This is a genomic window from Streptomyces sp. SD15, assembly GCF_054462255.1.
In genome coordinates this window covers 68,294-92,414 of the sequence record NZ_JBTLMO010000032.1, presented here as the reverse complement: position 1 = coordinate 92,414, position 24,121 = coordinate 68,294, and the positions used below count along the sequence as shown (strand labels likewise).

Annotated in this window: 18 protein-coding genes; 4 read left to right on the top strand and 14 right to left on the bottom strand. The window is 71.4% G+C overall.

Going from position 1 to position 24,121, the window contains the following annotated elements:
* Positions 1-4: 4 nt before the first annotated feature.
* The gene (locus tag ACX28W_RS28170; RefSeq protein ID WP_459002418.1) at positions 5-1,504 is read right to left on the bottom strand and encodes a DNA-binding protein NsdB; all 1,500 of its coding nucleotides are present in this window, start codon (positions 1,502-1,504) and stop codon (positions 5-7) included.
* 233 nt (positions 1,505-1,737) lie between these two features.
* Here ACX28W_RS28170 and ACX28W_RS28165 point away from each other — a divergent pair, with 233 nt between their 5' ends.
* Positions 1,738-2,880, top strand: coding sequence for an aminoglycoside phosphotransferase family protein (locus ACX28W_RS28165; protein ID WP_459002417.1), 1,143 nt, complete (start codon positions 1,738-1,740; stop codon positions 2,878-2,880).
* A gap of 318 nt (positions 2,881-3,198) precedes the next feature.
* Positions 3,199-5,178: an N-acetylmuramoyl-L-alanine amidase gene (locus ACX28W_RS28160; protein ID WP_459002415.1), complete on the top strand. Its 1,980-nt coding sequence runs from the start codon at positions 3,199-3,201 to the stop codon at positions 5,176-5,178.
* A gap of 84 nt (positions 5,179-5,262) precedes the next feature.
* On the opposite strand, the gene ACX28W_RS28155 is transcribed toward ACX28W_RS28160, so the two are convergent.
* On the bottom strand, positions 5,263-5,478 hold the full coding sequence (locus ACX28W_RS28155) for a hypothetical protein (RefSeq protein ID WP_459002413.1): 216 nt from the start codon (positions 5,476-5,478) through the stop codon (positions 5,263-5,265).
* A gap of 130 nt (positions 5,479-5,608) precedes the next feature.
* Here ACX28W_RS28155 and ACX28W_RS28150 point away from each other — a divergent pair, with 130 nt between their 5' ends.
* Positions 5,609-6,628 carry an LLM class flavin-dependent oxidoreductase gene (locus tag ACX28W_RS28150; RefSeq protein ID WP_459002411.1) on the top strand — a complete coding sequence of 340 codons (1,020 nt, stop codon included), beginning with the start codon at positions 5,609-5,611 and terminating at the stop codon, positions 6,626-6,628.
* A 13-nt stretch (positions 6,629-6,641) separates the two neighbouring features.
* Here the strand turns inward: ACX28W_RS28150 and ACX28W_RS28145 are convergent, their stop codons facing one another.
* From ACX28W_RS28145 to ACX28W_RS28110, 8 genes are all read right to left on the bottom strand, one after another.
* Positions 6,642-7,139 carry a hypothetical protein gene (locus tag ACX28W_RS28145; protein WP_362075528.1) on the bottom strand — a complete coding sequence of 166 codons (498 nt, stop codon included), beginning with the start codon at positions 7,137-7,139 and terminating at the stop codon, positions 6,642-6,644.
* Between the two features lie 59 nt (positions 7,140-7,198).
* Positions 7,199-10,090 carry an ATP-binding protein gene (locus tag ACX28W_RS28140; protein ID WP_459002410.1) on the bottom strand — a complete coding sequence of 964 codons (2,892 nt, stop codon included), beginning with the start codon at positions 10,088-10,090 and terminating at the stop codon, positions 7,199-7,201.
* A 135-nt stretch (positions 10,091-10,225) separates the two neighbouring features.
* Complete coding sequence (locus ACX28W_RS28135) at positions 10,226-10,825, bottom strand: CGNR zinc finger domain-containing protein (RefSeq protein WP_459002408.1); 600 nt, start codon at positions 10,823-10,825, stop codon at positions 10,226-10,228.
* A gap of 95 nt (positions 10,826-10,920) precedes the next feature.
* A complete protein-coding gene (locus ACX28W_RS28130; protein ID WP_351122882.1) occupies positions 10,921-11,163 on the bottom strand; it encodes a DUF397 domain-containing protein in 243 nt (80 codons plus the stop codon).
* Positions 11,164-11,245: 82 nt separating this feature from the next.
* Positions 11,246-12,412, bottom strand: coding sequence for a thiolase domain-containing protein (locus ACX28W_RS28125; RefSeq protein ID WP_459002406.1), 1,167 nt, complete (start codon positions 12,410-12,412; stop codon positions 11,246-11,248).
* Entirely contained in the window at positions 12,409-13,458 is a 1,050-nt protein-coding gene (locus ACX28W_RS28120) for a thiolase domain-containing protein (RefSeq protein WP_459002445.1), read from the bottom strand. Before ACX28W_RS28120 ends, ACX28W_RS28125 begins: the two co-directional genes overlap by 4 nt.
* A gap of 78 nt (positions 13,459-13,536) precedes the next feature.
* Complete coding sequence (locus ACX28W_RS28115) at positions 13,537-14,478, bottom strand: Zn-ribbon domain-containing OB-fold protein (RefSeq protein WP_459002404.1); 942 nt, start codon at positions 14,476-14,478, stop codon at positions 13,537-13,539.
* A 22-nt stretch (positions 14,479-14,500) separates the two neighbouring features.
* Positions 14,501-15,301, bottom strand: coding sequence for a crotonase/enoyl-CoA hydratase family protein (locus ACX28W_RS28110; RefSeq protein WP_459002403.1), 801 nt, complete (start codon positions 15,299-15,301; stop codon positions 14,501-14,503).
* Between the two features lie 236 nt (positions 15,302-15,537).
* Between ACX28W_RS28110 and ACX28W_RS28105 the strand changes: the two genes are divergently transcribed.
* Positions 15,538-17,160: an acyl-CoA synthetase gene (locus ACX28W_RS28105; RefSeq protein ID WP_459002401.1), complete on the top strand. Its 1,623-nt coding sequence runs from the start codon at positions 15,538-15,540 to the stop codon at positions 17,158-17,160.
* 34 nt (positions 17,161-17,194) lie between these two features.
* On the opposite strand, the gene ACX28W_RS28100 is transcribed toward ACX28W_RS28105, so the two are convergent.
* The 4 genes from ACX28W_RS28100 to ACX28W_RS28085 are packed head-to-tail and all read right to left on the bottom strand — an operon-like array spanning position 17,195 to position 24,054.
* The gene (locus ACX28W_RS28100; RefSeq protein WP_459002399.1) at positions 17,195-20,089 is read right to left on the bottom strand and encodes a TIR-like protein FxsC; all 2,895 of its coding nucleotides are present in this window, start codon (positions 20,087-20,089) and stop codon (positions 17,195-17,197) included.
* Positions 20,082-21,029, bottom strand: coding sequence for an AAA family ATPase (locus ACX28W_RS28095; protein WP_459002398.1), 948 nt, complete (start codon positions 21,027-21,029; stop codon positions 20,082-20,084). Before ACX28W_RS28095 ends, ACX28W_RS28100 begins: the two co-directional genes overlap by 8 nt.
* Positions 21,026-23,104 (bottom strand): vWA-MoxR associated conflict system protein, encoded by a 2,079-nt coding sequence (locus tag ACX28W_RS28090; RefSeq protein WP_459002396.1) that lies wholly within the window; start codon positions 23,102-23,104, stop codon positions 21,026-21,028. Before ACX28W_RS28090 ends, ACX28W_RS28095 begins: the two co-directional genes overlap by 4 nt.
* On the bottom strand, positions 23,101-24,054 hold the full coding sequence (locus ACX28W_RS28085) for an alpha/beta hydrolase (RefSeq protein ID WP_459002394.1): 954 nt from the start codon (positions 24,052-24,054) through the stop codon (positions 23,101-23,103). Before ACX28W_RS28085 ends, ACX28W_RS28090 begins: the two co-directional genes overlap by 4 nt.
* Positions 24,055-24,121 lie beyond the last annotated feature (67 nt).

The window sequence follows — 24,121 nt, the reverse complement described above, 5'->3', positions numbered from 1 at the left end:
CCGCTCACGCCCGCGCGCTGCTCCCACCCCTCGGCCTCAACGAGACCTTGGGAAGGGCGAGTTCGATCTCCTCACGCAATTCGTGGATCCTCGGATAGCTGGAGTAATGAGCGGTGAGCCGGTACATCTCGCGCAGCCGGTCCCAGGTGCGGTGGGAGGAGTTCGCTCCCATCGACACCAGGGCCAGTCGCGCATAGCGGTCCGCCTGCTCGGGGTCGTCCGCGATGAAGCACGCCGAGGCCAGGGACAGCCAGTCGAAGATCTGCGACCGCTGCCGCCCGTTCGCCCGCAGCTCCAGCGCCTCCTTGGCGTGGCGTTGCGCCGTGGTCGCCGCGGCCGGGTCGTGCTCCGCGAGCGTCCGGTAGGCCAGGGCCTGCATGCCGTGCATGTCCGCCTCGTCGAACATCTGCATCCAGCTCGGCGGTGGCACATCACCCTTGTCGGAGACGAAGAGATCCTCCGCCTCGCCCAGGGTGCGCCGCATGGCCTGGCCCTTGCCCATCGACGCCTGTGCCCAGGCCTCGATCGTGTAGAGCATGGCGCGGGTGCGCGGCAGGGTCTCGGAACCCGAGCCCGACTTGGCGAGCTTCATCAGGTCCAGGGCGTCGTCGGGCCGGCCCAGGTGCACCATCTGACGGGCGGCGCGGGAGAGCGCCTCCCCGGCGCGGGGCCGGTCACCGCCTTCTCGTGCCGCGTGGGCGGCGATGACGAAGTACTTCTGAGCCGTGGGCTCCAGGCCGATGTCGTGCGACATCCAGCCCGCCAGCACGGCGAGATTGGCGGCGACGCCCCACAGGCGCCGCTGCAGATGGTCGGGGTGTCGGTAGGAGAGCATTCCTCCCACTTCGTTGAGCTGGCCCACCACGGCCTTGCGTTGCAGCCCGCCGCCGCGGGCCGCGTCCCAGGCCCGGAACACCTCGACCGAGCGCTCCAGTTCCTCGATCTCCTGCGACCCGATGGGGGCGGCCTCATAGCGGTCGAACCCAGCGGGGTCGGCGTGCAGGGGATGGTCGAGATCAGGGGCGTCGGCCGCGAAGGCCGGATCGGTGTGCAGCCAATCGTGCATGGCACTGCTGAGTGCGGATCCCGCGGCGAGCGCGGCGCCCGCGCCCACCAAGCCGCGTCGGTTGAGCATGAGGTCCATTCCCGTGAATTCGGTGAGGACCGCAGCGGTTCGCTCGGGCGCCCACGGCACTCCGTCGGGATGCTCCACACTCCCGCCGCCCGGCCGTTTACCCACACGCCCGTGCCGCACCAGACCGAGGTCCTCGATGGTCACGACACGGCCGAGACGCTCGGTGAACAGCGCTGCCAGCACTCGCGGAACCGGATCGCGCGGGATCTCTCCCATGTCGATCCAACGCCGCACCCGAGAGGTGTCGGTCGCCAGCTGGGGGTGACCCATGGCCGCCGCCTGCTTGTTGACCAGCCTCGCGAGTTCGCCCTTGGACCAGCCGACCAGGCCGAACAGGTCCGACAGACGAGTGTTGGGTTGTCCGTTCACGTCAAGCCCCCAGGTTCTCGGCTGAGTTGACAGTAACCCTCTGTCAGTTGCTGAGCGACTATTCGCCAGGGTTCGCCAGGGTGCGCCAGATGGTGTGCCACGGAGCGTCGGGTGTCAGGTAGGAACGCGCCACCCCGACCCGGTTGCCACAGGAACACTCCCCAGGGTGCACCAGGGGGACCGGGCCGGGTAGCGCAGCAACTTGCAGGCACACGAAGGGATCTGTATCGCCCATGTACACAGCATCGTCCTCCGTGTCCGCTCCGCCCCGGTCGCTGCACCCCCGCCCGGCGGCGGGCAGCGGCCCCTACCTCGACCCCGCGCGGCCCGCGGCCCCCGTGCTCGGCGCCGGCAGGGCGCGGCGCGTTCCGGGGCTCGGCACTCAACCGCTCAGCGGGAGACTCGACTTGTCCGGCCCCCAGGGCGCGCAGCTGCGCACGGCGATCGCGTCGGTGCACCGGATCTGTCCGGAGTTCGCTCCGGTCCAGGTGCTGCGCCGCAGCGGGCGCTCCGTGCTCCTTGTCGGCACGACAGGGCGCAGCACGGCCGTCGCCAAGTGTTTACTGGACCAATCCCCGATCTGGGCCGAGCGGATCCGGCACGAAATAGCTGCATATCGCTCGTTCGTGCGGCATCGGCCGCCGGTCCGGGTGCCCCGACTGATCGCGGCGGACCCGGACAACTGCACCCTCGTGATCGAGCGGATGCCAGGACGGGTGGCCGCGCTCCAGCGGCATCCGACCGAGGCCCCGCCCCGCGCGGACATCCGGGCGGCACTGGGTGCGATCTGTCGGCTGAACGCGTGGCGGCCGCCGGCGGGGACGTTCGACGCCCCGCTGGACTACGCGGAGCGGATCTCCCGTTTCCATGAGCTGGGTCTGCTCACGGACCGGGACATGGGCGATCTGCAGAAGCTGGTGCACGGCATCGCGCACTCCGCGGGCCGTCAGGGCATGGGCCAGTTCTGTCACGGGGACGCGTTGCTGTCGAACATCCTGCTCTCACCGGCCGGTCCAGTGCTGGTGGACTGGGAGCACGCGGGCTGGTATCTGCCGGGGTACGACCTGGCGACCCTGTGGGCCGTCCTCGGTGACGCTCCCGTGGCGCGCCGTCAGATCAGTCAGCTCGCGCAGTCGGCGGGGCTTGCGGCGCGCGACGCTTTCCTGGTGAACCTGATGCTCGTACTGACCCGTGAGATCCGTTCGTACGAGACGGCCGTACAGCGTTCGATGCACGACGCGACCCCGGCTGCACCGGGACCGGCCCACCCGGGTGCCGCGCCGTCCGGCGAGGAACAGCGGTTGCTGCTGCGGCGGCTTCACGACGACTGCCAGATGGCCCGCAGGGCCGTTCGAGCGGCGGTCGGCACTCGCTGACGGGGGATGAAGGTCCGCGGTGCGCCCAGGACAGCGGCGCACCGCGGACCTTCGTCATGCCCGGCCGACCCGGTCCACGTCCACGTCCACGTCCATGCCCACCAGAAACGATCTTCACTCGATCGAGCCCACTGGTCCACTCCACTGACGCCTCGCAGGCCGCGCCACCGCCGCCACGAAAACCCTTCGCCCCTTCACTGACATGGGAAATCACCTGCAGCTGGGCATGATTGACGGATCATCGGAGAGCCGATACCACTGACCCACGTCCGGCTCTCCCGCACGCCCCACCGCGCTCGATCGTCCCAGGAGGCTGCATTGCGAGGATCCTTCACCGACCCCCGGGCCACCGCCGGGCACAGACGCGCACGCAGGGCCGCGGGCGCCGTCGCCTCGGCGGCACTGTTGCTGCCACTGCTCGGCGCGGCACCGTCGGGCAGCGGCACGCCGGCCTCCTCCGCACAGCTGCAGCGGGCCTTCGCCGGCGCGGCCGCCGAGTACCACGTCCCGCTGAGCGTCCTCCTCGGCGTCTCCTATCTGCAGTCCCGCTGGGACGCGCACGCCGGCGCGCCGAGCGTCAGCGGCGGATACGGCCCCATGCACCTCACCGACGCACGCACCGCGATCGCCGAGGCACCGCACCACAGCGAGGGCCTGGAGGATGCCCGCGGCGACAGCTCGCGTCCGGCCCTGCTCCCCGACACGAAGGTGCCGGAGAATTCCCAACTCCCGCCCCGGCTCAAGACGTTGCCGAAGGCGGCCGGGCTCACCGGCCTCCCGGCCGAGCGGCTGCGTACGGACGCGGCCGCGAACATCGCGGGCGGCGCCGCGCTCCTCGCCGCCGTGCAGCAGGACCTCGGCGAGCCGCTGAGCGATGACGCGGCCGACTGGTACGGGGCGGTGGCGCGGTTCTCGGGCGCGGACGACAGCGCGACCGCGGCGACGTACGCCGATGACGTCTACGAGGTGATCCGCGACGGCGCGGAGCGCACCACGGACGCCGGTCAGCAGGTCGCGCTCACCGCCCAGCCCGGGATCGGCCCGGACACGGCACAACTGGGGCGGGCGGGGCTGCGTACGGTCTCCGCCAAGGACACGGAGTGCCCGACCACCGTGGCCTGCGAGTGGATCCCCGCCCCGTACGAGGAGTTCGGCGACGGCGACTACGGAAACCACGACCTCGGCGACCGGCCCGTCGCACAGAGCATCAAGTACATCGTCATCCATGACACGGAGGGCAAATGGGACGGTGTTCTGAACCTGGTCCAGGACCCGACCTATGTGTCGTGGAACTACACCCTGCGCTCGACCGACGGTCACATCGCTCAGCATGTGAAGGCGAAGGACGTGGCCTGGCACGCGGGCAACTGGTACGTCAACGCCAAGTCGATCGGGCTTGAGCACGAGGGCTTCCTCGCCTCGCCGGACGCCTGGTACACGGAGGCGATGTACCGGGCTTCGGCGCGACTGGTGAAGTACCTGTCCAAGGAGTACGGCGTTCCGCTGGACCGGCAGCACATCCTCGGGCACGACACCGTGCCCGGCCCGACGACGTCGACGATCCCCGGCATGCACACGGACCCGGGCCCGTACTGGGACTGGCAGCACTACTTCACACTGCTGGACCAGCCCTTCAAGCCCACGGGAAAGGCGGCCGACGGGCTGGTCACCGTGCTGCCGAACTTCACGGACAACCGGCCTGCATTCACCGGCTGCGTCACCAACGGCGAGCCCTGTGCGGTCCACGGCTCCAGCGCGGTGCGCCTCCACAGCCTGCCGAACGCGAGCTCGCCCCTGATCAAGGACATCGGGCTACGGCCGGCGGGGAACGACTCGACGATCGATGTGAACGACATCGGTTCGCGCGTCTCCACCGGCCAGCAGTACGCGGTCGCCGGAAGTGACGGCGACTGGACGGCGATCTGGTACCTGGGCCAGAAGGCGTGGTTCAAGAACCCGAAGAAGCAGCCGACCGCGGTGAGCGCGTCCGGGCTGGTCGTCACGCCCAGGGCTGGTCTCACGCAGATCCCCGTGTACGGACGTGCCTACCCGGAGAAGGAGGCGTACCCGACGGGCGTACCGGTCCAGTCGGTCTCGCCCCTGCCGTACAAGCTGCTCGCAGGCCAGAAGTACGCGGCCGGTGACAAGGTGCCGGGCGAGTACTACTACGCGCCGACCTTCGACACGGCACCGCACAAGGTCGTGATCGGCACGGACATGTACTACGAGATCCAGTTCGGGCACCGGGTGGCGTTCGTGCGGGCGGCGGACGTGGCGGTGAAGCACTCGGGCACATAGGTCGCCGAAGCCGGGTCCGCGGAAAAGCGGACCCGGCCCCGCCAGGAACACCACGAACGTCTCGTCGGCGGACCGCATGTCCACCTACCAGCCGGGCTGGTCCAACGCGTGCGAGATGGCCTCGGCGACCTCCGCCGCGCGCTCCGCCGCCACGCCGAACTCGACAACCGTCCAGATGCCCGGCTGCCCCGCCCCGACGTTCGGCGGGCGGAACCGATGGATCTCCCGGGCCTCGATCCGCAGGTCCTCGAGATGGGTGCCGACCTTCAGACTCTCCACGATCAGCGAACCGCCGGTCATCGGGACTCCTTGTCACCGGTGGTGTGCGGCGGAATGCCGCGTCAGGGCTGCGGTGTTGATCGGGTGACGGTCGCCACACCTGTATAGCACTGGCATTCGACAGAGAACGCCTGAACGATGGAGGAGCCCTGTGCCACTGCCTTCGACACCCTTGCGGAAACTGGGCTTCCTGACCATCGGGCTGTTCGACGAGTCCGATCCCCGCCGGGGTCACGAGTCGACGCTCGAGATCATCGAACTGGGTGAGCGGCTGGGCTTCGACAGTGCGTGGGTGCGGCACCGGCATCTGCAGTACGGCATCTCCTCCCCCGTCGCCGTCCTGGCCGCGGCCTCGCAGCGCACCAGCCGCATCGAACTGGGTACGGCGGTCATCCCGGTGGGGTGGGAGAACCCGCTCCGGCTGGCCGAGGACCTGGCGACGGTCGACATCCTGTCCGGGGGCCGTCTCCATCCGGGGGTCAGTGTCGGCCCGCCGATGCACTACGACCAGGTCAAGCACGCGCTCTACCCCGACACCGCCGACATCGAGGACTTCGGCTACGCCCGGGTGGAGCGGCTGTTGGACTTCGTGCGCGGCAAACCGGCCACCGACTTCAGCGGCGTCGAGGGCTTCGAGGTGTTCGCCGACCGGGTCCAGCCGCACGCCGCCGGTCTGGGCCGCCGCATGTGGTACGGCGGCGGCAGTCTGCGGTCGGCGCGGTGGGCCGGCGAGCACGGAATGAACCTGCTGACCAGCAGCGTCGTCAAGGCCGAGGAGTCGGAGGACTTCGCCGAGGTCCAGCTCTCGCACATCCGGACCTTCCGCGCCCATCACCCCGACGGCGACCGCGCCCGCGTCTCCCAGGGACTCGTCGTCATCCCCACCGACAGCGCCTCGCCGAAGCAGCGCGAGAAGTACGAGGAGTACGCCCGCAAGCGCACGCCCCGTACCGCCGCTCCGCAAGGTCCGGCGCGCATGATGTTCGCGCCCGACCTCGTCGGCACCTCGGAGCAGATCGCCGAACGGCTCTACGCCCACGCCGCGTTCCGGGAGGTCGACGAGGTCGCGTTCGCGCTACCGTTCACCTTCGACCACGACGACTACGTGCAGATCCTCACCGACATCGCCACCAAGCTCGGACCGGCGCTCGGCCGGCGGCCCGCGGCCTGAACCCGGCGGGGACTCAGCCCTGCTGGAAGAGCTCCGGGGGCAGGGGCTTGAGCAGGGCGTACAGGTCGTCGGTGATGGGGCGGTCCCAGGCGGCGATGGTCACCAGCACCTTGTCGCTGCGGTCGAACTGCACGCACGAGATGCGGGTCTCGGAGAGCTTGAGGCGGCGCACGATCAGGAGGTTGTCACCCTGCATCACCGGCATGTCCTCGATCCCGGTGACCGTGACCTCCTCCTCGTTCTCCAGCGCGAGCAGCAGCTGGGCCACCTCGAAGGGGACCTCTCCCTCGGCGACCTCACGGGCCGGGGAGCCCTCCGGCAGATTGCCGATGATCATCGCGGGGCCGCGGCCGCCGAACAGGTCGTACCGCAGGAAGACACCCTGGCAGCTGCCGTCGGGAGCGGGCAGCAGACCCGCGCCGAGATTGCCCGGCCAGTCGCCCGGATCCATGGCCAGAACGTCGAAATCGGGACCGGCGGGCGTGGCGCTGCGGCGACGGAGGAAGGACATGCCGCAATGGTACGTGCCCGGCCGCGAACCGGGCCCTGGGGGCGCCCCCCTGCGAGGGGCTATGGAGACGCCTGTTCGCCCAGCGCCGCCGCCAGCCCCGTACGGTCCGTGCCCACCTTCCGGTAGACCGCTGACAGCAGGCGGACGACGGTCTGCTCGTCGGTGTGCAGTTCCGCGGCGACCTGGCCGGTGCCGCGGCCCCGGGCGGTGAGTGCGGCGGCCGTGCGTTCGCGGGCGGTGAGGGTGTCGGTCTCGGTGCTGTGCAGGCGGCGTGGGCGCAGGCCGGCGGCTGCCAGCTCGTCACGGGCCGCTTCGACGAGCCCGTCGGCCCCGCACTGCACGGCCGCGTCCAGCCCCCGGTAGAGCTGCTCGGCCGCCTCCTTGGCGCGGCCCGAGCGGCGCAGTTCGGTGCCCAGGGCGACCAGGGCGCAGGCCAGTTCGTAGGCGGCAGGGGAGCGCTCCAGGTGGCCGACGGACTCTTCGAGCAGCTTGACGCGGGTGGCGCCCGAGGAGACTTCGGCGGCGGCCCGTAGCGCCTGTCCGACGGCTGAGGGGGCACCGAACTGGCGGGCGCGGTTCACCGCTTCGAGTGCCGTGACGACCGCGCGTTCCGGTGCGTCGTAGCTCTCGGCGCGGGCGAGGTGCAGCTGCCAGGGGCACCAGGACGGGTTGCGGATGCCGCGCGGCTCGAGGCGGCGCCCGGCCGCCGCCAGCTCGGCGGCGGCGTCCTTGGTGAGGCCGCGGGCGAGCAGCAGTTCACCGTGCACGGTCTGGGCGTCGGGGAAGGTCACGGCGGCCGGGAACGGCGCCCCGAACGCGTAGTCCTCGGCGATCTGCGCGGCCTCGGTGATCCGGCCGCGGGCGAGCAGGATCTGGATGAGGGTACCGACGGCGTACCAGTGGACAGGGGTGCCGGGCCCGACCCGCTCGGCGAGCCTGAGGCCCGCGCGGACGAAGTCCTCGGCCTCGGCGAGCCGGCCGCGGCGGTAGCGGACGTACCCGAGGATGGTGTAGCCGAAGGAGAGGTGGGCGCCGTGCCAGCCCTGGGCCTCGAAGTCGGCGATTCCGGCGGCGAAAAGTTCCTCGGTACGCCCCGGGCGGTCGGCGTACATGAAGGTGAGGGCGACCAGGACGGGCACCTCGAAGCCGCGGTCGGCCTCGGCCCAGCCGAGGCCGCCGGCGAGGGCGCGTTCGGCGTGGTGGAGGGCGATGTGGGCGGGTTCCCCGCGCAGGGTCGCGTCCCAGGCGCGCAGGCCGATGACGTAGCGCTCGGTGAGGTCGCGGCCGGTGAGCCGGTCGGCGAGGCGGGTCAGGCGGCGGGACCGGGCGGGCGAGTCGGGCTCGTCGGCGCGGAAGGCGTCCCACATGAACTGTTCGGACTGCATGCGCAGCCGCACCCGGGCGTCGCCGGTCACGCGGATCTCGCGGGCGAGTGTCTCCGAGGCCTCGGCGAGCCGGTCGCTGTGGGCGAGGACCTGGGAGAGGCGGTAGACGATGTGGTGGCGCAGCTCGGGGGCGGCGATGGGTTCTTCGAGGGCGGCACGGAGGTGGTTGACGGTGGTCGCCGGTTCGGTGAGCAGGGAGGCGCAGCCCAGTTCGTAGAGGACCGCGGCCCGTTGTTCGAAGGGCGGCGGTTCGCGCAGGGCGCGGGCGAGGTAGCTGCGGGCGGCGTCGGGGGCGCCGGCCCGCTGGGTCTCACGGGCGGCGGCGCGCAGTTGCTGGACGACCCAGGTGTCGCTGTCGGGGTGGGTCTCCATGAGGTGGCGGGCGGCGGCGGAGGGGCCGAGCCCTTCGTCGATGACGCACCAGGCGGCCTGGCCGTGCAGGGCCACCCGGACTCCGCCGGGGATGGCGCGGTAGACGGCGGTGGCGATGAGCGGGTGGACGAATTCCAGGGTGTCGGCGCCGGTGAGGATACGGGCGCCGCGCAAGGCGTCCGCCGCGTCGGCGGCCTCCTCGGACCCGAGGCCCGCGACGGCGGCGGCCAGGGTCGGCTGGATCTCCGTGCCGAGCACGGCGCACGCCCAGGCGAAGCGGACGGTCGAGGTGCCGAGGCGTTCGAGGCGGGCGATCAGGCCACTGCCCTTGACGGCGGCGGCCAGGTCGCGCAGCAGGTGTGCTCCGGCTTCGGTCGGGATCAGTCCGCGGTCGCGCACCTTCGCGGTCAGCTCGACCGCCTCGAACGGGTTGCCCGCGGTGACCGCCCAGCACTCGCGACAGAACGCGTCGTCGGCCTGGGTGCCGAGATCCTCGCGCACGAGTCGGGCGACGGCGACGGCGCTGAGCGGTTCGAGGTCGAGGGGACGCTGCCCTGCGCGTCCGGGCAGTCCCCTGAACGACTCGGCGTGGTCGGGGAGTTCATCGGGCCGGTAGGCGACGACGAGCAGCAGCGGCAGTTCCTCGGCGCGCGGCGCGAACGCGGCGAGCCAGCTCAGCGACTCGGGGTCGGCCCAGTGCGCGTCGTCGAGGACGAGCACCATCGGGGCGCGCTGCACGGCGAGGTGGGTGAGCACCCAGTCGAGGCCGTCGCGCAGGCCCTGTTGGTCGGGCGGGGCGCCTTCCGGGGCCGCGCACAGGCCGAGTGCGGGGCCGACGATCGCGTACCAACTCCCCAGTGAGGCGCGGAGTTCGGCCTCAGGAACGCCGGCGAGCTGGGGCTGCAGGAGCTGGCGGGCGACATGGAAGGAGACGCGCTGCTCCTGCTCGCCGCCGCGCGCGGACAGTACGGCGCAGCCCTGGGCGGCGGCGCGACGTCGTACCTCGGCGAGAAGCGTCGTCTTGCCGATGCCGGCGCGTCCTGCGAAGGCGAGGAGCGCTCCGCGGGGCCGCCGGGGCGCTTCGGTGCCGTCCCTGCGCAGGCCGGTGAGCTCGCTCAACGCCTCTTCGACGGCGGCGAGTTCACTCTCCCGTTCGAAGAGTGTCCTTCTGCTCCGTGCGCCGCGCTGCCCCATGCTCCACCCCCTGGCCACGGTGGTGCGGCCCGCGCGGGGAGCGGGCGCGTACCGTGACCTCCAGGCACCTCAGCGTACGCCCGTGGCATCGACCGGGGAGCCGTTCCGGCCTGAACCTTCCACAGTGTCCGAGGCCTACGCGGACTTCTTGTGCCGCTCGTGATGGCGGGCGACCCTGGCCCGGTTTCCGCACGAGGGTGTGCACCACTCCTGCCGCGGGTGTTCCTTGATGAAGTAGCGCACACAGCGCGGCGCGTGGCAGGCGCGCAGCCGCTCCCGGTCGGCGCTCGCCAGGAAGGCGACTGCGGCGCGGGCGAGTGCCCCGGTGAGCTCGCGGCCGCCGCGCACCGGCTGCTGCCGTACGACGGGATCGGCGCCCTCGGCCCAGGCGAGGAAGGGGACGGTCGGGGCGAGGGCGGCGGCGGTGTTCAGCCGCTCCACGGCCTGCGGTACGGGCAGCAGCCGGGCGGCGTCGGCCGGGCTCGGCTCGTCGGGGCGAACGGCGCGGGCGAACAGGGCCCGGACGGCGGCGCGCAGGTCGCGGACGGCGGCGAGGGTCGCCGCGTCGGCGACGAAGCCGTCGGCTCCCGGCAGCAGGTCGCCGTGCCCCTGAACCCAGGCGGTGAGCCCGCCGGGTGCGGTGAGATCGTCGGCCACCCCGCCGTTTCCGTCGTGCCGGATGGTGAGTGCGAGGTCGAGGGCGAGCCGGGTGTCCGCGCTGATCGAGTCCTCCATGGTGTTAATGATAGAGGGACTCGCACCCATTAGCCTGCGGGGCCGGCCCCAGGTCGGGCGCCGGCCCCGGACTCACTTCCGTCACAGGCATCACCTCAGGTGAGGTCGAACTCTCCTTCGCGCGCCCCCGACACGAAGGCGCCCCACTCGGCGGGTGTGAAGATCAAGGAAGGGCTCTGGGGGCTGCCACTGTTGCGCATCGCGATGAAGCCCTCGACAAAAGCGATCTGGACGTCTCCGCGCCCTCGGCTGCTGGACTGCCATTCGGCGTTGCTGAGGTCCAGCTCCGGCTTGTCCCAGCCCGCGAGCGGGTGCTGCTCGATGGTGCTCTCGGCCACGTCCTGCTCCTCCCGGTTCGTCGTCCGCCGCCAGCCTAGCGATCGGTTCCGGCGGCGGACAGGCCACGTGAGGGGGACGGTTTCAGGAGGTGGGCGGCGCGGCCCCGACCAGCCACATCGAGAAGAACTGGGATCCGCCCCCATAGGCGTGTCCCAGCACCCTGCGGGCCCCGTCGACCTGGTGCTCTCCGGCCTGGCCGCGCACCTGAAGCGCAGCTTCCGCGAAACGGATCATGCCGGAGGCGCCGATCGGATTGGTGGAGAGGACCCCGCCGGACATGTTGACGGGCAGGTCACCGTCCAGCTCGGTCACGCCGGACTCGGTGAGCTTCCAGCCCTCGCCCTCGTCGGCGAAGCCGAGGTTCTCCAGCCACATGGGCTCGTACCAGGAGAAGGGCACGTACATTTCCACGGCGTCGATGTCTCGGCGCGGGTCCGCGATGCCCGCCTGGCGGTACACATCGGCCGCGCAGTCCTTGCCCGCCCGCGGCGACACACAGTCCTTGCCCGCGAAGAGGGTCGGCTCGCTGCGCATCGCGCCGCCGTGCAGCCAGGCGGGCGGTCGCGGCGAGCGGGCCGCGCCCGCGCGGTCGGTGAGGATCATGGCGCAGGCGCCGTCCGAGGACGGGCAGGTCTCCGAGTAGCGGATCGGGTCCCACAGCATGGGCGAGGCCTGGACCTTCGCCAGCGTGATGTCGTGCTCGTGGAGATGCGCGTACGGGTTCTTGAGGGCGTTGCGCCGGTCCTTGTACGCGACCAGCGAGCCGACCGTGTCGGGCGCGCCGGTGCGCCGCATGTACGCGCGAACGTGCGGCGCGAAGAAGCCGCCCGCCCCGGCGAGCAGCGGCTGCTGGAAGGGGATCGGCAGCGACAGGCCCCACATGGCGTTCGACTCGGACTGCTTCTCGTAGGCCAGGGTCAGAACGGTGCCGTGGACACGGCCCGCGACGAGGTTCGTGGCGACGAGCGCGGTCGATCCGCCGACGGAGCCCGCCGTGTGCACCCGCAGCATCGGCTTGCCGACGGCGCCGAGCGCGTCGGCGAGGTACAGCTCCGGCATCATGACGCCCTCGAAGAAGTCGGGCGCCTTGCCGATGACGACGGCGTCGATGTCGGCCCAGGTCAACTCGGCGTCCGCCAGGGCCCGCATCGCCGCCTCGCGCACGAGTCCCGCGATGGACACGTCCCGTCGGGCCGCCACGTGCTTGGTCTGGCCGATGCCTACGACGGCCACGGGCTCCTTGCTCATCGGGAATCCCCTTCGAGTACGGCGACCAGGTTCTGTTGGAGGCAGGGCCCCGACGTGGCGTGGGCGAGCGCCCGGTCGGACTCGCCTCTGTGGATGCGGGCGGCGGCCTCGCCGATGCGGATGAGTCCGGCGGCCATGACCGGGTTGGCGGCGAGCGCTCCCCCGGAGGGGTTGACGCGCACCCCGTCGTCGAGCCGCAGCGCCTTGCGCAGGACCACCTCCTGCGAGGTGAAAGGTGCGTGCAACTCGGCGGTGTCGACGGGCCGTTCGAAGGCTCCGGCCTTTTCGGCGGCGAGGCGGGTCGACGGCGAGTCGGTCAGGTCGCGTACGCCGAGGCCGTGTGCCTCGATGCGGTGGTCGAGCCCCCGTATCCACGCGGGCCGTTCGCACAGTTCCCGGGCCCGCTCCCCCGCCGCGAGGATCACGGCGGCGGCACCGTCGCCGATGGGCGGGCAGTCGCCGGTCCGCAGCGGGCGTACGACGTAGTCGCCCTGCGCCACCGAACCCCTCAGCTGGGCATGCGGGTTGGCGACGGCGGAGGCGCGACTGCGGGACGCCACGCCGGCGAGGGCGGGCTCGTCGGTCTCCCCCGCGTCGATGAGCGCCTGCGCCTGAAGTGCGGCGATCGCGACCGAGTCCGGCCACAGGGGCGCCACGTAGTACGGGTCGAGCTGCCGGGTCAGCACGTCCCGCACGGAGCCGGGCGACGACTTCCCGTACGCGTACACGAGCGCGGTGTCGGCGTCACCGGTCAGCAGCTTCGTCCACGCCTCGTACAGCGCCCACGCCCCGTCCATCTCGACGTGCGACTCGGAGATCGGCGGCCAGGCGCCCACCCCGTCGAGCGCCATGGTGAAGGAGAAGGCGCGGCCCGCGAGATAGTCCGTCGAGCCGGAGCAGGTGAATCCGATGTCGCCGGTCTTCAGGCCGGTCCGGTCCAGGACGTCATGCAGCACCGGCATGAGCATCTCCACTTCGGAGAGCTCGTCGGTGGTGCGCAGGTGGTCGGTCTGCGCGAAGGCGACGACGGCGACATCCCTGACCACGGCGCCGTCCCTGACCACGGCGCCGTCCCTGACGGCGGCGGCATCCCTGACGGCGGCGGCATCCCTGATGGGCAGCATCTACAACAGCTCCTTGTACGTCTCGTAGTCCGCGTCCGGCTCGCCGGTCGGCCGGTAGTGGTCCGGGTAGCGACCACCGTCCGTCCATACCGGCTCCACCCGCAGGCCCATCCGCACCTGGTCGTAGGGGATGCCGCCGATCCGGCCGTGCAGTGCGAGGTCGGCGCCGTCGAGGGCGATGTGCGCGTAGACGTACGGCACTTCGATGTCGAGGTTCTTCGCCTTGATGTTGACGATGCAGTACGTCGTCACCGTGCCGCGTGGCCCCACTTCCACCTGTTCGGATGTGGCGACACCGCAGGTGGGGCAGGCGCCCCTGGGCGGGACGTACACCTTGCGGCAGGACGGGCAGCGTTCGCCGACGGTCCGGCGGCCGGAGAGGGCGTTGATGTAGCCGGACTGGGCGCGGCCGGGCGAGTAGACGTAGTCGAGGCGGGCGGGGGCGACGATGCCGGTCACCATGTCCTCGAACCGGCCGTCGTGACCGGCGGTTTCGAGTGGGTCCCCCTCGTACGGTTCGAAGCAGGCGATGTCCGTGATCGCGCCGACGCGCTGCTCGGCCCAGCGGACGCGGACCCGCATGCCCGTGCGTACGGCGTCGGGTCCGGGGGCTTCGAGAGCGTGCAGCAGGGCGGTGTCGGCGCCGTCGAGCTTGACCAGGACCCAGGCGAAGGAGGTGTCGAGGGGCTGGCCGCGGCGAGGTTGATGGTTCCAGGCCCAGGTGGTGACGGTGCCGGTGGGGGCGACCTCGACGAGGTCGCGGATGTCCTCGGCGGTGACGGGATCGTACTCGACGGGTGGGACGAGGGTGCGGCCGTCCCTCGTCCGCACCCCGAGCACCACGCGTTCACGCAGGCCGGTGAGGAAGGCGCTCTGGACGGGGCCGAGCGAGCGGGTGAAGGGGAACTCGACGACGAGGGGGGCTTTGAGGACTTCGGGCACGGGGGCTCCTCGTGGGGACGGCTCAGGCGCGCCGGTAGACGGGCGGGCGCTTCTCGGCGAAGGCTCGGGAGCCCTCCTTGGCGTCGGCGGTGTCGAAGATCGGCCAGCCGCGCCCCAGTTCGGCGGCGAGACCGTCGGTCTCGGTCATCTCGGCGGTCTCGTACACGGACGCCTTGACCGCCTCGACGGCCAGCGGGCCGCAGGCGTTGATCCGCTCGGCGATCGCGAGGGCCTCGTCGAGTGCCGTCCCGTCGGGCACGACATGTCCGATCAGGCCGATTGCGGCGGCCTCCGATGCCGGGTACGGGCGTCCGGTGAGCAGCATTTCGAGCGCGTGCGTGCGCGGGATCTGGCGCTGGAGCCGGACCGTGGAGCCGCCGATCGGGAACAGCCCCCGCTTCACCTCGAAGAGCCCGAAGGTCGCCGACTCGCCGGCGACGCGGATGTCGGTGCCCTGGAGGATCTCGGTGCCACCGGCGACGCAGTGCCCCTCGACGGCGGCGATGACCGGCTTGCGGGGGCGGTGGTGGCGGAGCATCGCCTTCCAGTGCAGATCGGGGTCGGCGGTCAGCCGCTCCCGGTACTGCCGGCCCTCCATCCCCCGTCCGGCCAGTGCCTTGAGGTCCATCCCGGCGCAGAAGACACCTCCCGCGCCGGTGAGCACGATCGAGCGGATCGCGTCGTCCTCGTCGGCCTCGACCCAGCCGTCGTACAGGCCGACCAGCATCGGCAGTGAGAGCGCGTTCTTGGCCTCGGGCCTGTTGAGCGTGAGCACCAGTGTGGCGCCTGCGCGCTGCACGGTGAGGTGTTCGGTCCCACCCATCGCCGTCCTCCCGTCTTGGACCGTCTTGGACGACCCGGACCGTCTCGGACCGTCCGGGACCGTCTCGGACCGTCTCGGATGCGAGAACAGGTTGCAGGAGGCGAGGGGCCAGTACAAGGGTTTTCTGACAGACAGTCAGATTTCCTCCGCGCGGACCCTTCACAGTTGTGGCGGGCTTTGCTCTGATGACCGTCGGGCCGATGGGCCGCCACGCACGTTCGACGCCAGGAGGAGCGGTGGAGTACAACCTTGCCGACCTGTTCGAGTCGGTCGTCGACGTGGTCCCTGACCGCGAGGCGCTCGTCTACATCGACCACCCCGGCACGGGCGCGGAGCGCCGCCTGACGTACGCGCAGCTGGACTCGGCGGCGAACCGCATCGCCCATCACCTGGTCGACAGCGGCATCCGCCCCGGTGAACACCTCGGGCTACATCTCTACAACGGTGTCGAGTATCTGCAGACCGTGTTGGGCTGCCTCAAGGCGCGGATCGTGCCGGTCAACGTCAACTACCGCTATGTGGAAGAGGAGTTGGTCTACCTCTACCGGGACGCGGATCTGGTGGCCCTCGTCTTCGACGCGGAGTTCACGGACCGGGTGGCGGCGGCACTGCCCCGGGCCTCGGCCCTGCGGCATCTGATACGGGTGGGGACTCCTGGATCCGGCTCCGTGTCACCGCCCTCCGTGGTGGACTTCGCCGCTGCCGAGGCCGCCGGTTCCCCCGCGCGAGGCTTTCCGGCACGCTCGGCGGACGACCAGTTCATCATCTACACCGGCGGCACCACCGGGATGCCCAAGGGCGTGATGTGGCGGCAGGAGGACCTGTTCTTCTCCGGGTTGGGCGGCGGCGCTCCGACGGGCGAACCGGTCAAGAAGCCGGAGGAGCTCGCCGAGCGGGTGGCGGCCGGAGGCGAGGGCATCACCTTCTTCCCCACGCCCCCGCTGATGCACGGCACCTCGACGCTGACGGCGTTCATCGGGTTCAACTTCGGCCAACGGGTCGTGATCCACCGCAAGTTCGTGGCCGAGGAGGTGCTGCGGACGATCGCGAAGGAGAAGGTCACCAGCATGTCGCTGGTCGGCGACGCGATGCTGCGGCCGCTGATCGACGCGCTCAGCGGCCCCATGAAGGGCACGGACTGCTCCTCGATGTTCAGCGTGTCCTCGTCCGGCGCGATCATGTCGGAGACGGTGCGCGAGCAGTTCCAGGCGCTGGTCCCGGGCGTGATGCTGCTCAACAACTTCGGTTCGTCGGAGTCCGGCTTCAACGGCACGGCGACCACCGACTCGGGCCCGGACCGGGGTTTCAGGATCCGCGTCAACTCCCGTACACAGGTGGTGGATCCGGCCACGTACGAGCCGGTCGCCGTCGGCGAGCCGGGGCGGGTGGCACAGCGCGGCCATGTGCCCCTCGGCTACTACAACGACCCCGGGAAAACCGCCGAGACCTTCTTCCAGAAGGACGGCGAGCGGTGGGTACTGCTCGGCGACATGGCCACCGTCGACGAGGACGGCATCGTCACCGTCCTCGGCCGCGGCTCCCAGTGCATCAACACCGGCGGCGAGAAGGTCTATCCGGAGGAGGTCGAGCAGGCCCTCAAGTCCCATCCGGACGTGTACGACGCCCTGGTCGCCGGGGTGCCGGACGCGAAGTGGGGCCATCACGTGGCTGCGGTCGTCCAGCTTCGCGCGGGTGCGGACCGGCCGTCCCTCCAGGACATCCAGGCTCACTGCCGAAGCCACCTCGCCGGCTACAAGATCCCCCGTCGGCTCGTCATCACCGACACCATCCAGCGGTCGCCGAGTGGCAAGGCGGACTACCGGTGGGCACGGTCGGTGGCGGTGGAGGCCTCTCGCTGACCCACCGTGCGGATCAGCCCCGCGGCGCCCGCCGTCAGGTTCCTTCCCCGCGGTCGGATCCGCCTTCTGGGTACGTCGGGTGGGCGGGGTCCAAGAGGCGAGGGGTGGGAGTGGGCTCAGCAGGCGGCGGATACGCGTCGGCGTACCTGAAGTACTGCCGGGTCGCGTGGGCGACGACGGCCGGGAGTACGTCGATGAAGGCCTTCAGCCTGGGTACGCCGTTGACGGCCATCCGGAAGTCGGTGCGTCGGCCCCGTTCCAGAATCAGCGGCAGGGTCCGCTCCATCTCCTCCGCGACATGCCGGCCCGCCGCGTCCTGGCACTGACTGTCGGCGCCGCTCCACGGGACGATCGCACTGACCCAGGGTCGGGCATGCGCGTCGAACGCCTTGAGCCTGCGGCGCAGCTCCTGGTCGGTGAGGGCCCAGCGGTCGATCAGCAGGATCCGGGGGGCCACTTCCCCGCCCTTCCTCTCGCCCCCCTGTTCCTGCTCGAGCGAGTCGACCTCTTCCTCGTTGAACGAGGAGACGGTCACCCGGTAGTCCAGGGACCGGATCAGTTCCTCGGCCAAGGAGACCAGCGGGCGGGGCGACTCCGACGGGTAGGGGTTCCAGTCCCGGGCGTCGGCACCGTACGGCCGCGCGTCGCGGTGTTCGGGGATGCTGTGCCGGGTGGGGGCCACCACGGTCAGATGGATGCGCCTGGGGCCCTCGCCGCGTGGTGCGAAGGCGCTGGGCGTGGTCTCGTACGAGACGGGGCGACCGGGTGGCAGCGGTGATTCCTGGCCCACCCGCACGATACGCCGCGCCAGTCCCAGCACGGTCTCCTCGTACTCGTCCCGCCACCGGTTGAGTTTGATCAGCCCGTAGATTCCGTCGGCCTCGTACCGGTCACCCAGGTTCTCCGCCCCCATATGTATGTTCCTCACGGAGTGAGGGAGTTGGTCGTGGTCGACGGGCGTCCACAGGGCGGGGACGATCGCGGGTGCGGCATCGGAACCGGTCGCCCGCGCCTGCACCATGCGCTCGGCGAACGCGTACCACTCCCGCCCGCAGCTCTCGCTCGTGAAGTACCGCGGCGACAGGAGCGGCACGAACACCTGACAGGACGCGAGATTCTCGCTGAGCTGCTGGGGCCAGCCGAACCCCGGCCGCATCTCCCGGTCCATGAACCCCGCGGGAACACCCGCCGGAAGATCCGTGAGCGCCATGACGTGGTCGCACAGATCCCGGAAGAACACCCGCACCCAGTGATCGGGATCCCCACTGGCCAGATCCCATCCAGGGGTGTGCGCGTAACTCAGGAAGAAATAGGGGCGGCCGTCCGATGTCGGTTCCCGTTCCGGTGGAGACGGCGGGGCGGGCACCGGAACGGCAGCGGGCTTGCGCCGGTCCGCACCGTCGCGTACGGATTCCTCGGTCAGCAGGCCCATCATCTCCAGCGTCCTTCGCGACGCTTGCCCGAACGACCGTATTTCGGCGGGAAGTTCGACCGGACTGTTCGGGTCGTGCGCCACCGCGGGAAGCTGTCCGCCCCAGTTCGCCTGGGCCGACACGGAGCGGCTCAGCGCCCTGCCGATGCGCCACACCTCGTGTTCCGCGAGATCCTCTCGCAGGTGTAGCTGCACGGCCTCCGGCAGGCTCAGTTCGACCGTGCCGCCGGTATCCGTGGCGAGCGAGAAGAGTCCGCTGGTGAGCAGTTCGGCGACATCGGCCACCGTCGACTCGGGTACCAGCTCCTGACGGATGAGATGCAGCAGACGCATGCTCAGCCGGTCGAAGGCGGAGCACAGGACGGCCAACCGCGCGGCGGGAGGCGACGCCGTGTTCAGGAAACCCTTCGCGGTCACGGACTGGGAGCCCCGTTCGGCCCGCCCCTCGGGCCGCCCTCGCTGCGGGACCAGTACGGCGCCGCACCCATGGGGCGCCGCCCGCATCAAGGTGCTCGACCAGCGGTTCAGGGAATTCGGGGACATCGACAGTACGGGGATGGGCAGCCAGTCGTTCCCCTCACCGCTGTCGCTCTCGAGCGGGAGCAGCGGCGGTGGATCGAAGTCCAGCCGGGAGTTCGCCGAACCGGGCACGCCGTTCGAGACCCGGACCGTCGGCAGATCGAGCCCCGTTCTCCGCCACAGCTTCAACGGCAGCGGGTTGAGCAGCGCGACCGGCGTCGACAGCGCCCAGTCCCGCAGCTGCCGCCACACCGCGGCATCTCGCCAGGCGGGGGCCGCACAGTCGGACACGGCCACCACCAGCCGCCGGCCGTCGGGGGACCTGAGCTGTCCCGGGCTCATCAACCGGCCCTGCCCGTCACGGAGTTCCAGGCCCTCGTCCCCGAATCCGAGGCCGCGCACCTGAAGCGTCCGGAAGGCGCCGAGCCGGTCCAGAATGGCCGTCAAGTCGGCGATCGTCTCCCGCCACACCCGCATCGCCGGAGAGCGATCCACCACCAGGACGAGGTCGAACCACCGCTCGGGTGCGGGGGTGAACACCGGTAGGAGCTCGCCGCTGCGGGCGTAGTCGTCCACCGTCGCGTCCACGTCGAGGGCCGATCTGCGGCCCTGCCGCCAAGGCCGCTTCCACGGCCGCAGGGCCCGGGTCACTTCCAGAGCCAGCGGCAGGCCGGAGGCCCGGGCCGCCGCGACCGGGTCGCCCCGCACCCGGGAGCTCGCCCCGTCCAGGCGTTCATGCAGCGTGCGTCCCGCGCCGACGAGTGGTGGGGCGACACCCTCCGGCTCGGGCGCGGTCGCCGCCTCGGCGGGTTGGTGCGGCGACGGCGCGGCGAACACATCGTCCGCGTCCGCCTCCACGCGCGACGCGAGCCAGAGCACGTCGGCCAGCGCCGTGGCGTCGAACTCCGGCGCGGCCGCACTCAGCGCCGCCACCGCCCGCGCGAGTGAGTCCGGTCCCGCTCCGCCCTCCTCAGGCACGGGACAGCTCGCGCAGGACCAGGTCCAGGACTTCCTGCCGGTCCGCCCCGGCGAGGGTGCCACCCCCGGTCAACAGGTGGGCGGCGTTCAGCAGTTGATCGACCGCCAGGCTCTCGCCCGCCGCCAGGCGCTCGACGAACGTCTGGATCAGTGGGTCGATCGCCCTGGACCGCCGCGTCCCCCCGTCGATCTTCAGATGCGCCTCCACCACCTTGCGCAGTTCCTCGACCGACGGCTTCGGCATGGTGAAGCGGATGCAGCGGCGCAGGAAGGCCGCCGGGAAATCGCGTTCCCCATTGCTCGTCATCACGATGAAGGGGAAGCTCGTGCACCGCACGAACCCGTTCTCGACAGGGCTGTGCGCGGGAGCGCTCGCGTCCCCGCCCCATTCGCGCACCGCCACGACGTCCCGTGCGTAGCGGGCGAGTTCGGGGATCTCGAACTCGCCGCGCTCCAGTACGTCGAGCAGGTCGCTCGGCAGGTCCAGATCGCTCTTGTCGATCTCGTCGATCAGCAGGGCACGGGGATGCTCGACGGGCAGCAGCGCCGTCCCCAGCGGCCCCAGTTGCAGGAAGGGAGCGATGTCGTCGCCGCCGTCGGGACCGGCGAGCCGCTGCGCGTGGATACGGCCCAGGGCGTCGTAGCGGTACAGCGCCTCCTTGAGCGTGCTCCGTGAGGTGATGTGCCAGCGCAGTACGTCGCCGAGCTTCAGCTCCTGGGCGACCTGTTCGATCACCGTGGACTTGCCGGAGCCCGCCGCGCCGGTCACCAGCAGCGGCCGGCGCAGTACCAGTGCGGCGTTGACGGCCTTGACCAAGCCCGGCGGCGGCTGGAACTCCCGGTGCAGGGCCGGCCGGGGAAAGCTCCGCCACGGTGGTGGATCACCGAGGTCGACGTCGCGTGGCGTGCCGTCCCCCACGTAGAAGTTCTGCCAGGTCATGCGATGTTCTCCCCCTCGGTGGTGAACTGTTCGAACCAGTCGCAGAAGTCGAGCCAGTCGGTGTCGTGCCAGACCGTCCGCCACCCGGCCAGATGCTCGCGGCCGTCGGGCTCGGTCCCCTTCTTCCGACCCCAGCTGCGGCGGTAGGCCTCGCTGAATTCCGCGGGGAGCAGATGCCAGAACCGGTCGAGGCTGCCTCGGAACTTGTCCGGCACACAGCCGTCGACGCCGGGCCAGAGCACGATCGGGGCGTACGCCAGGAGCACCTCCATCACCTGCTCGAACCGCTGCGGCCGGTGCTCCAGCGCCACCGCTCGGGCGTACGCGCCGTTGCCGAGCCGTCTTCTCAGCTCCTGAGTCTGCTCGGTTTCCTGCACCCCGAGCCAGTCGACGGGCGCGCGGCTGGTGCCGCTCGTGTTCATTCCGGCCAGCTTCTCCCTGGCGCGTTCGTTGATCCACCACAGATGGTCCGGCGGGCACAGCCGCTCGCTCCAGCGCAGTACGACGTCGTACGCGACACCCAGCCGTTCCCCGAAGTCCGTCTCCTCGGGCCGCCAGCGCAGCAGCAGCGGGGCGGAGGCGGCGATCTCGACCCTGCGCAGGCGTACCCCGATCTCCCTGGCCCGCGAGGTCGCCCACTTCAGGACACCGGCCAGCCGCTGTTCGACGCCGGCCTGGTCCGGCGTGCAGTCGAACTCCTTGTGCGCGTACATCTCGCCGCGGTCCAGCAGCCACACCCCGAGCGTCTCGGGCCATTCGTCGGCGACGGCCGCGTGCAGGCTGACGACCAGGCGAAGCCGTGTCCCCGCACCGCGTCGCCGGATGGTCGCGAAGGCGTCGGCGAGTTCGACGTCGGCACCCACCGCGTGCGCCCATGCGGTCAACTCCGTTCGCTGCTCGGGAAGTTGGTCCTCCACGGCGAGCGCGGCGACAAAGGTCGCCAACGGAGCGGTGCGGGTTCCCTCGACGAGCGGAACACGCAGTCGCAGGTATTCCACCGCGTCCCGCAGCAGTTCACTCCCCTGGGTGTCCGGCAGCCGCGCCGCGGCGGGGCCCGCGGCCGACCACAGGGCGCGCCGCAGCCGCTCGGAGGTCAGGCGACTCCCCGGCCAGCCGGTGAGCAGATCGACGGTGCGCAGACCGTCCCGGGCACCGTCGACGACGCCCAGCGCCCAGGCCAGCTCGACGGCGCTGCCCGCCGGGGGCTCCCGCAGTTCGTCGCGCAGCCGCTCCAGTGTCTCGGCACCGGTGATGGGCTTCGCCAGCAGGGCGGAGCATCCCAGAGGGGCCAGCGCCTGTTCGAGTTCCTCGGTCGCCACCGGCCCCAGCGCCGATCCGGACCGCAGGAGGTGGCTCGCGTTGCGGGCGAGCCATGGGCGCTCGCCGGCCGGGGCGCCGTCGTACTCCACCAGGCGTGCGTCCTGCCCGGGCGCCGCGTCCCGTACGGCGTCGAGCACCACGTCGGCGCGCAGGTGTTCCCCCGCGCCGCCGATACCGCCCGCGAGGACCTGCGCGACGCCCCGGGAGAAGGCGAGCCGGTGCGCCGTCTGCGCGGCGCCGACCGACATGAGCATGGACAGACGGGCCGCTCCCTGGCGCACTCCGCCGTCCAGCGACTTGAGGTCCGGTATCGCGCCGCCGGCGTGGCAGGTGTCGACGAGGGCGAACACACCGGGAAGCCCCGGTGTCTCCAGGACCTGCGTCAGCAGTTCCCCGACGTTCACCGCGGAGGCGATCTCATCTGCGCGGGAGTCGCCCGCCATCAAGTAGAGCGTGGAGTTCTGGCCGGGGGTGATGCCGTGCCCGATGAGCGCCAGGACGAGCACGGCCTGCGCCCGTCCCGCCCGTTCGGCCGCGCGCCGGACCGCCGCTTCGATCCCCGCCTGGCCGACGGACCGGCCGCGCAGCAGTGAGGGTTCGCCGCCAGGGCTTGGCGCGCACGCTCCCCGCCACTGGTCCGTGAGCAGCCCGTGCAGGGATCCCGCCACCTCCTCCAGTCCGTCGAGCGGTCCCAGTACCGGGCACTGCGGCGCGACGACGAGCACATGGCGGCGGGGAGCCGGTCTCCTCGTCATGACCGCGCGGCCGTCTCGATCGCCTCGACGACCGGCCCGGCGACAGCGGGCTGGGCCAGGTACGTGGCGGCCGGGTGCACCCACACGCCGTCCGAGTCCACGCGCCGGGTGACGGGCAGTACGGAGCGGTCGTTGGCTCGTACGACCCGCTCCAGCCGCGGCCGTGCGGCGATGAGGTCGTCCCGGTCCCAGAAGTTGAGCCAGCGCTCGACCGGGCCGGGGACCTGGAGCGGCTGGGGGCGGATCCGGGGTCGTACGGCTGCGCTCATCCCGATCGGCGAACCGAGGGTGACCAGCAGCGGTACGCGTCCTCGATGCCCGTGCAGCGTCTCCAGCGAGACGACGGCGCCCAGGGAGTGCGCGACAACGAGGGTGGGGCCGGAGGCATCGAGGTTCTGCTCGACGCGGCGACGGATCCGGGCGTCGAGGGTGAGCCCCTCCTCATCCCGCTCTCCACGACGCAGATAGCGGGCCACCTGCCGTAGCTGACCGACCATCAGGCCCGCGCTGGCCCAGCCGCCGAACGTCCGCAGCCCGGGCAGCGACAGCAGGGTGTTGGCGGCGGTGAGGACCTGCCGGGCTACCGCTCCCGGGCCCTGCGCGCCGCCCTCGGGCACCAGTTGGGCCCGGGCGCGGCGCAGCGCTCGTGCCTCGTCGTCCGCGGCGGGCTCCGCGAGCCGCTCGTCGAGGGCCTCGAGGAGCAGCTCGCCGACGAGGTCCGCCTCGTCCTCCCCGTCGGATGCGGCACCTTGTGCCTGCGGCACCCCGAACAGGTCTCCGTAGTAGGCGAATCGCGCGTCCGCCGCCCATCCCCGCAGCAGATCGAGGACCCGGCGCGAATGCCCCGCGGCGCGGGCGCCGTCGGCCAACGCGCGTAGCCACGCGTCGAGTTCGGCGACCGGGTCCCGCGGGCCGCCGATGCCGTGCACGAACACCAGCCGAGGCTTCATGCTTCCCCCCGAAAGCCCCCGCCCGGGGCCTCCGGGCGATTCCTCCAGGTTAGCAACCACCCCGCGG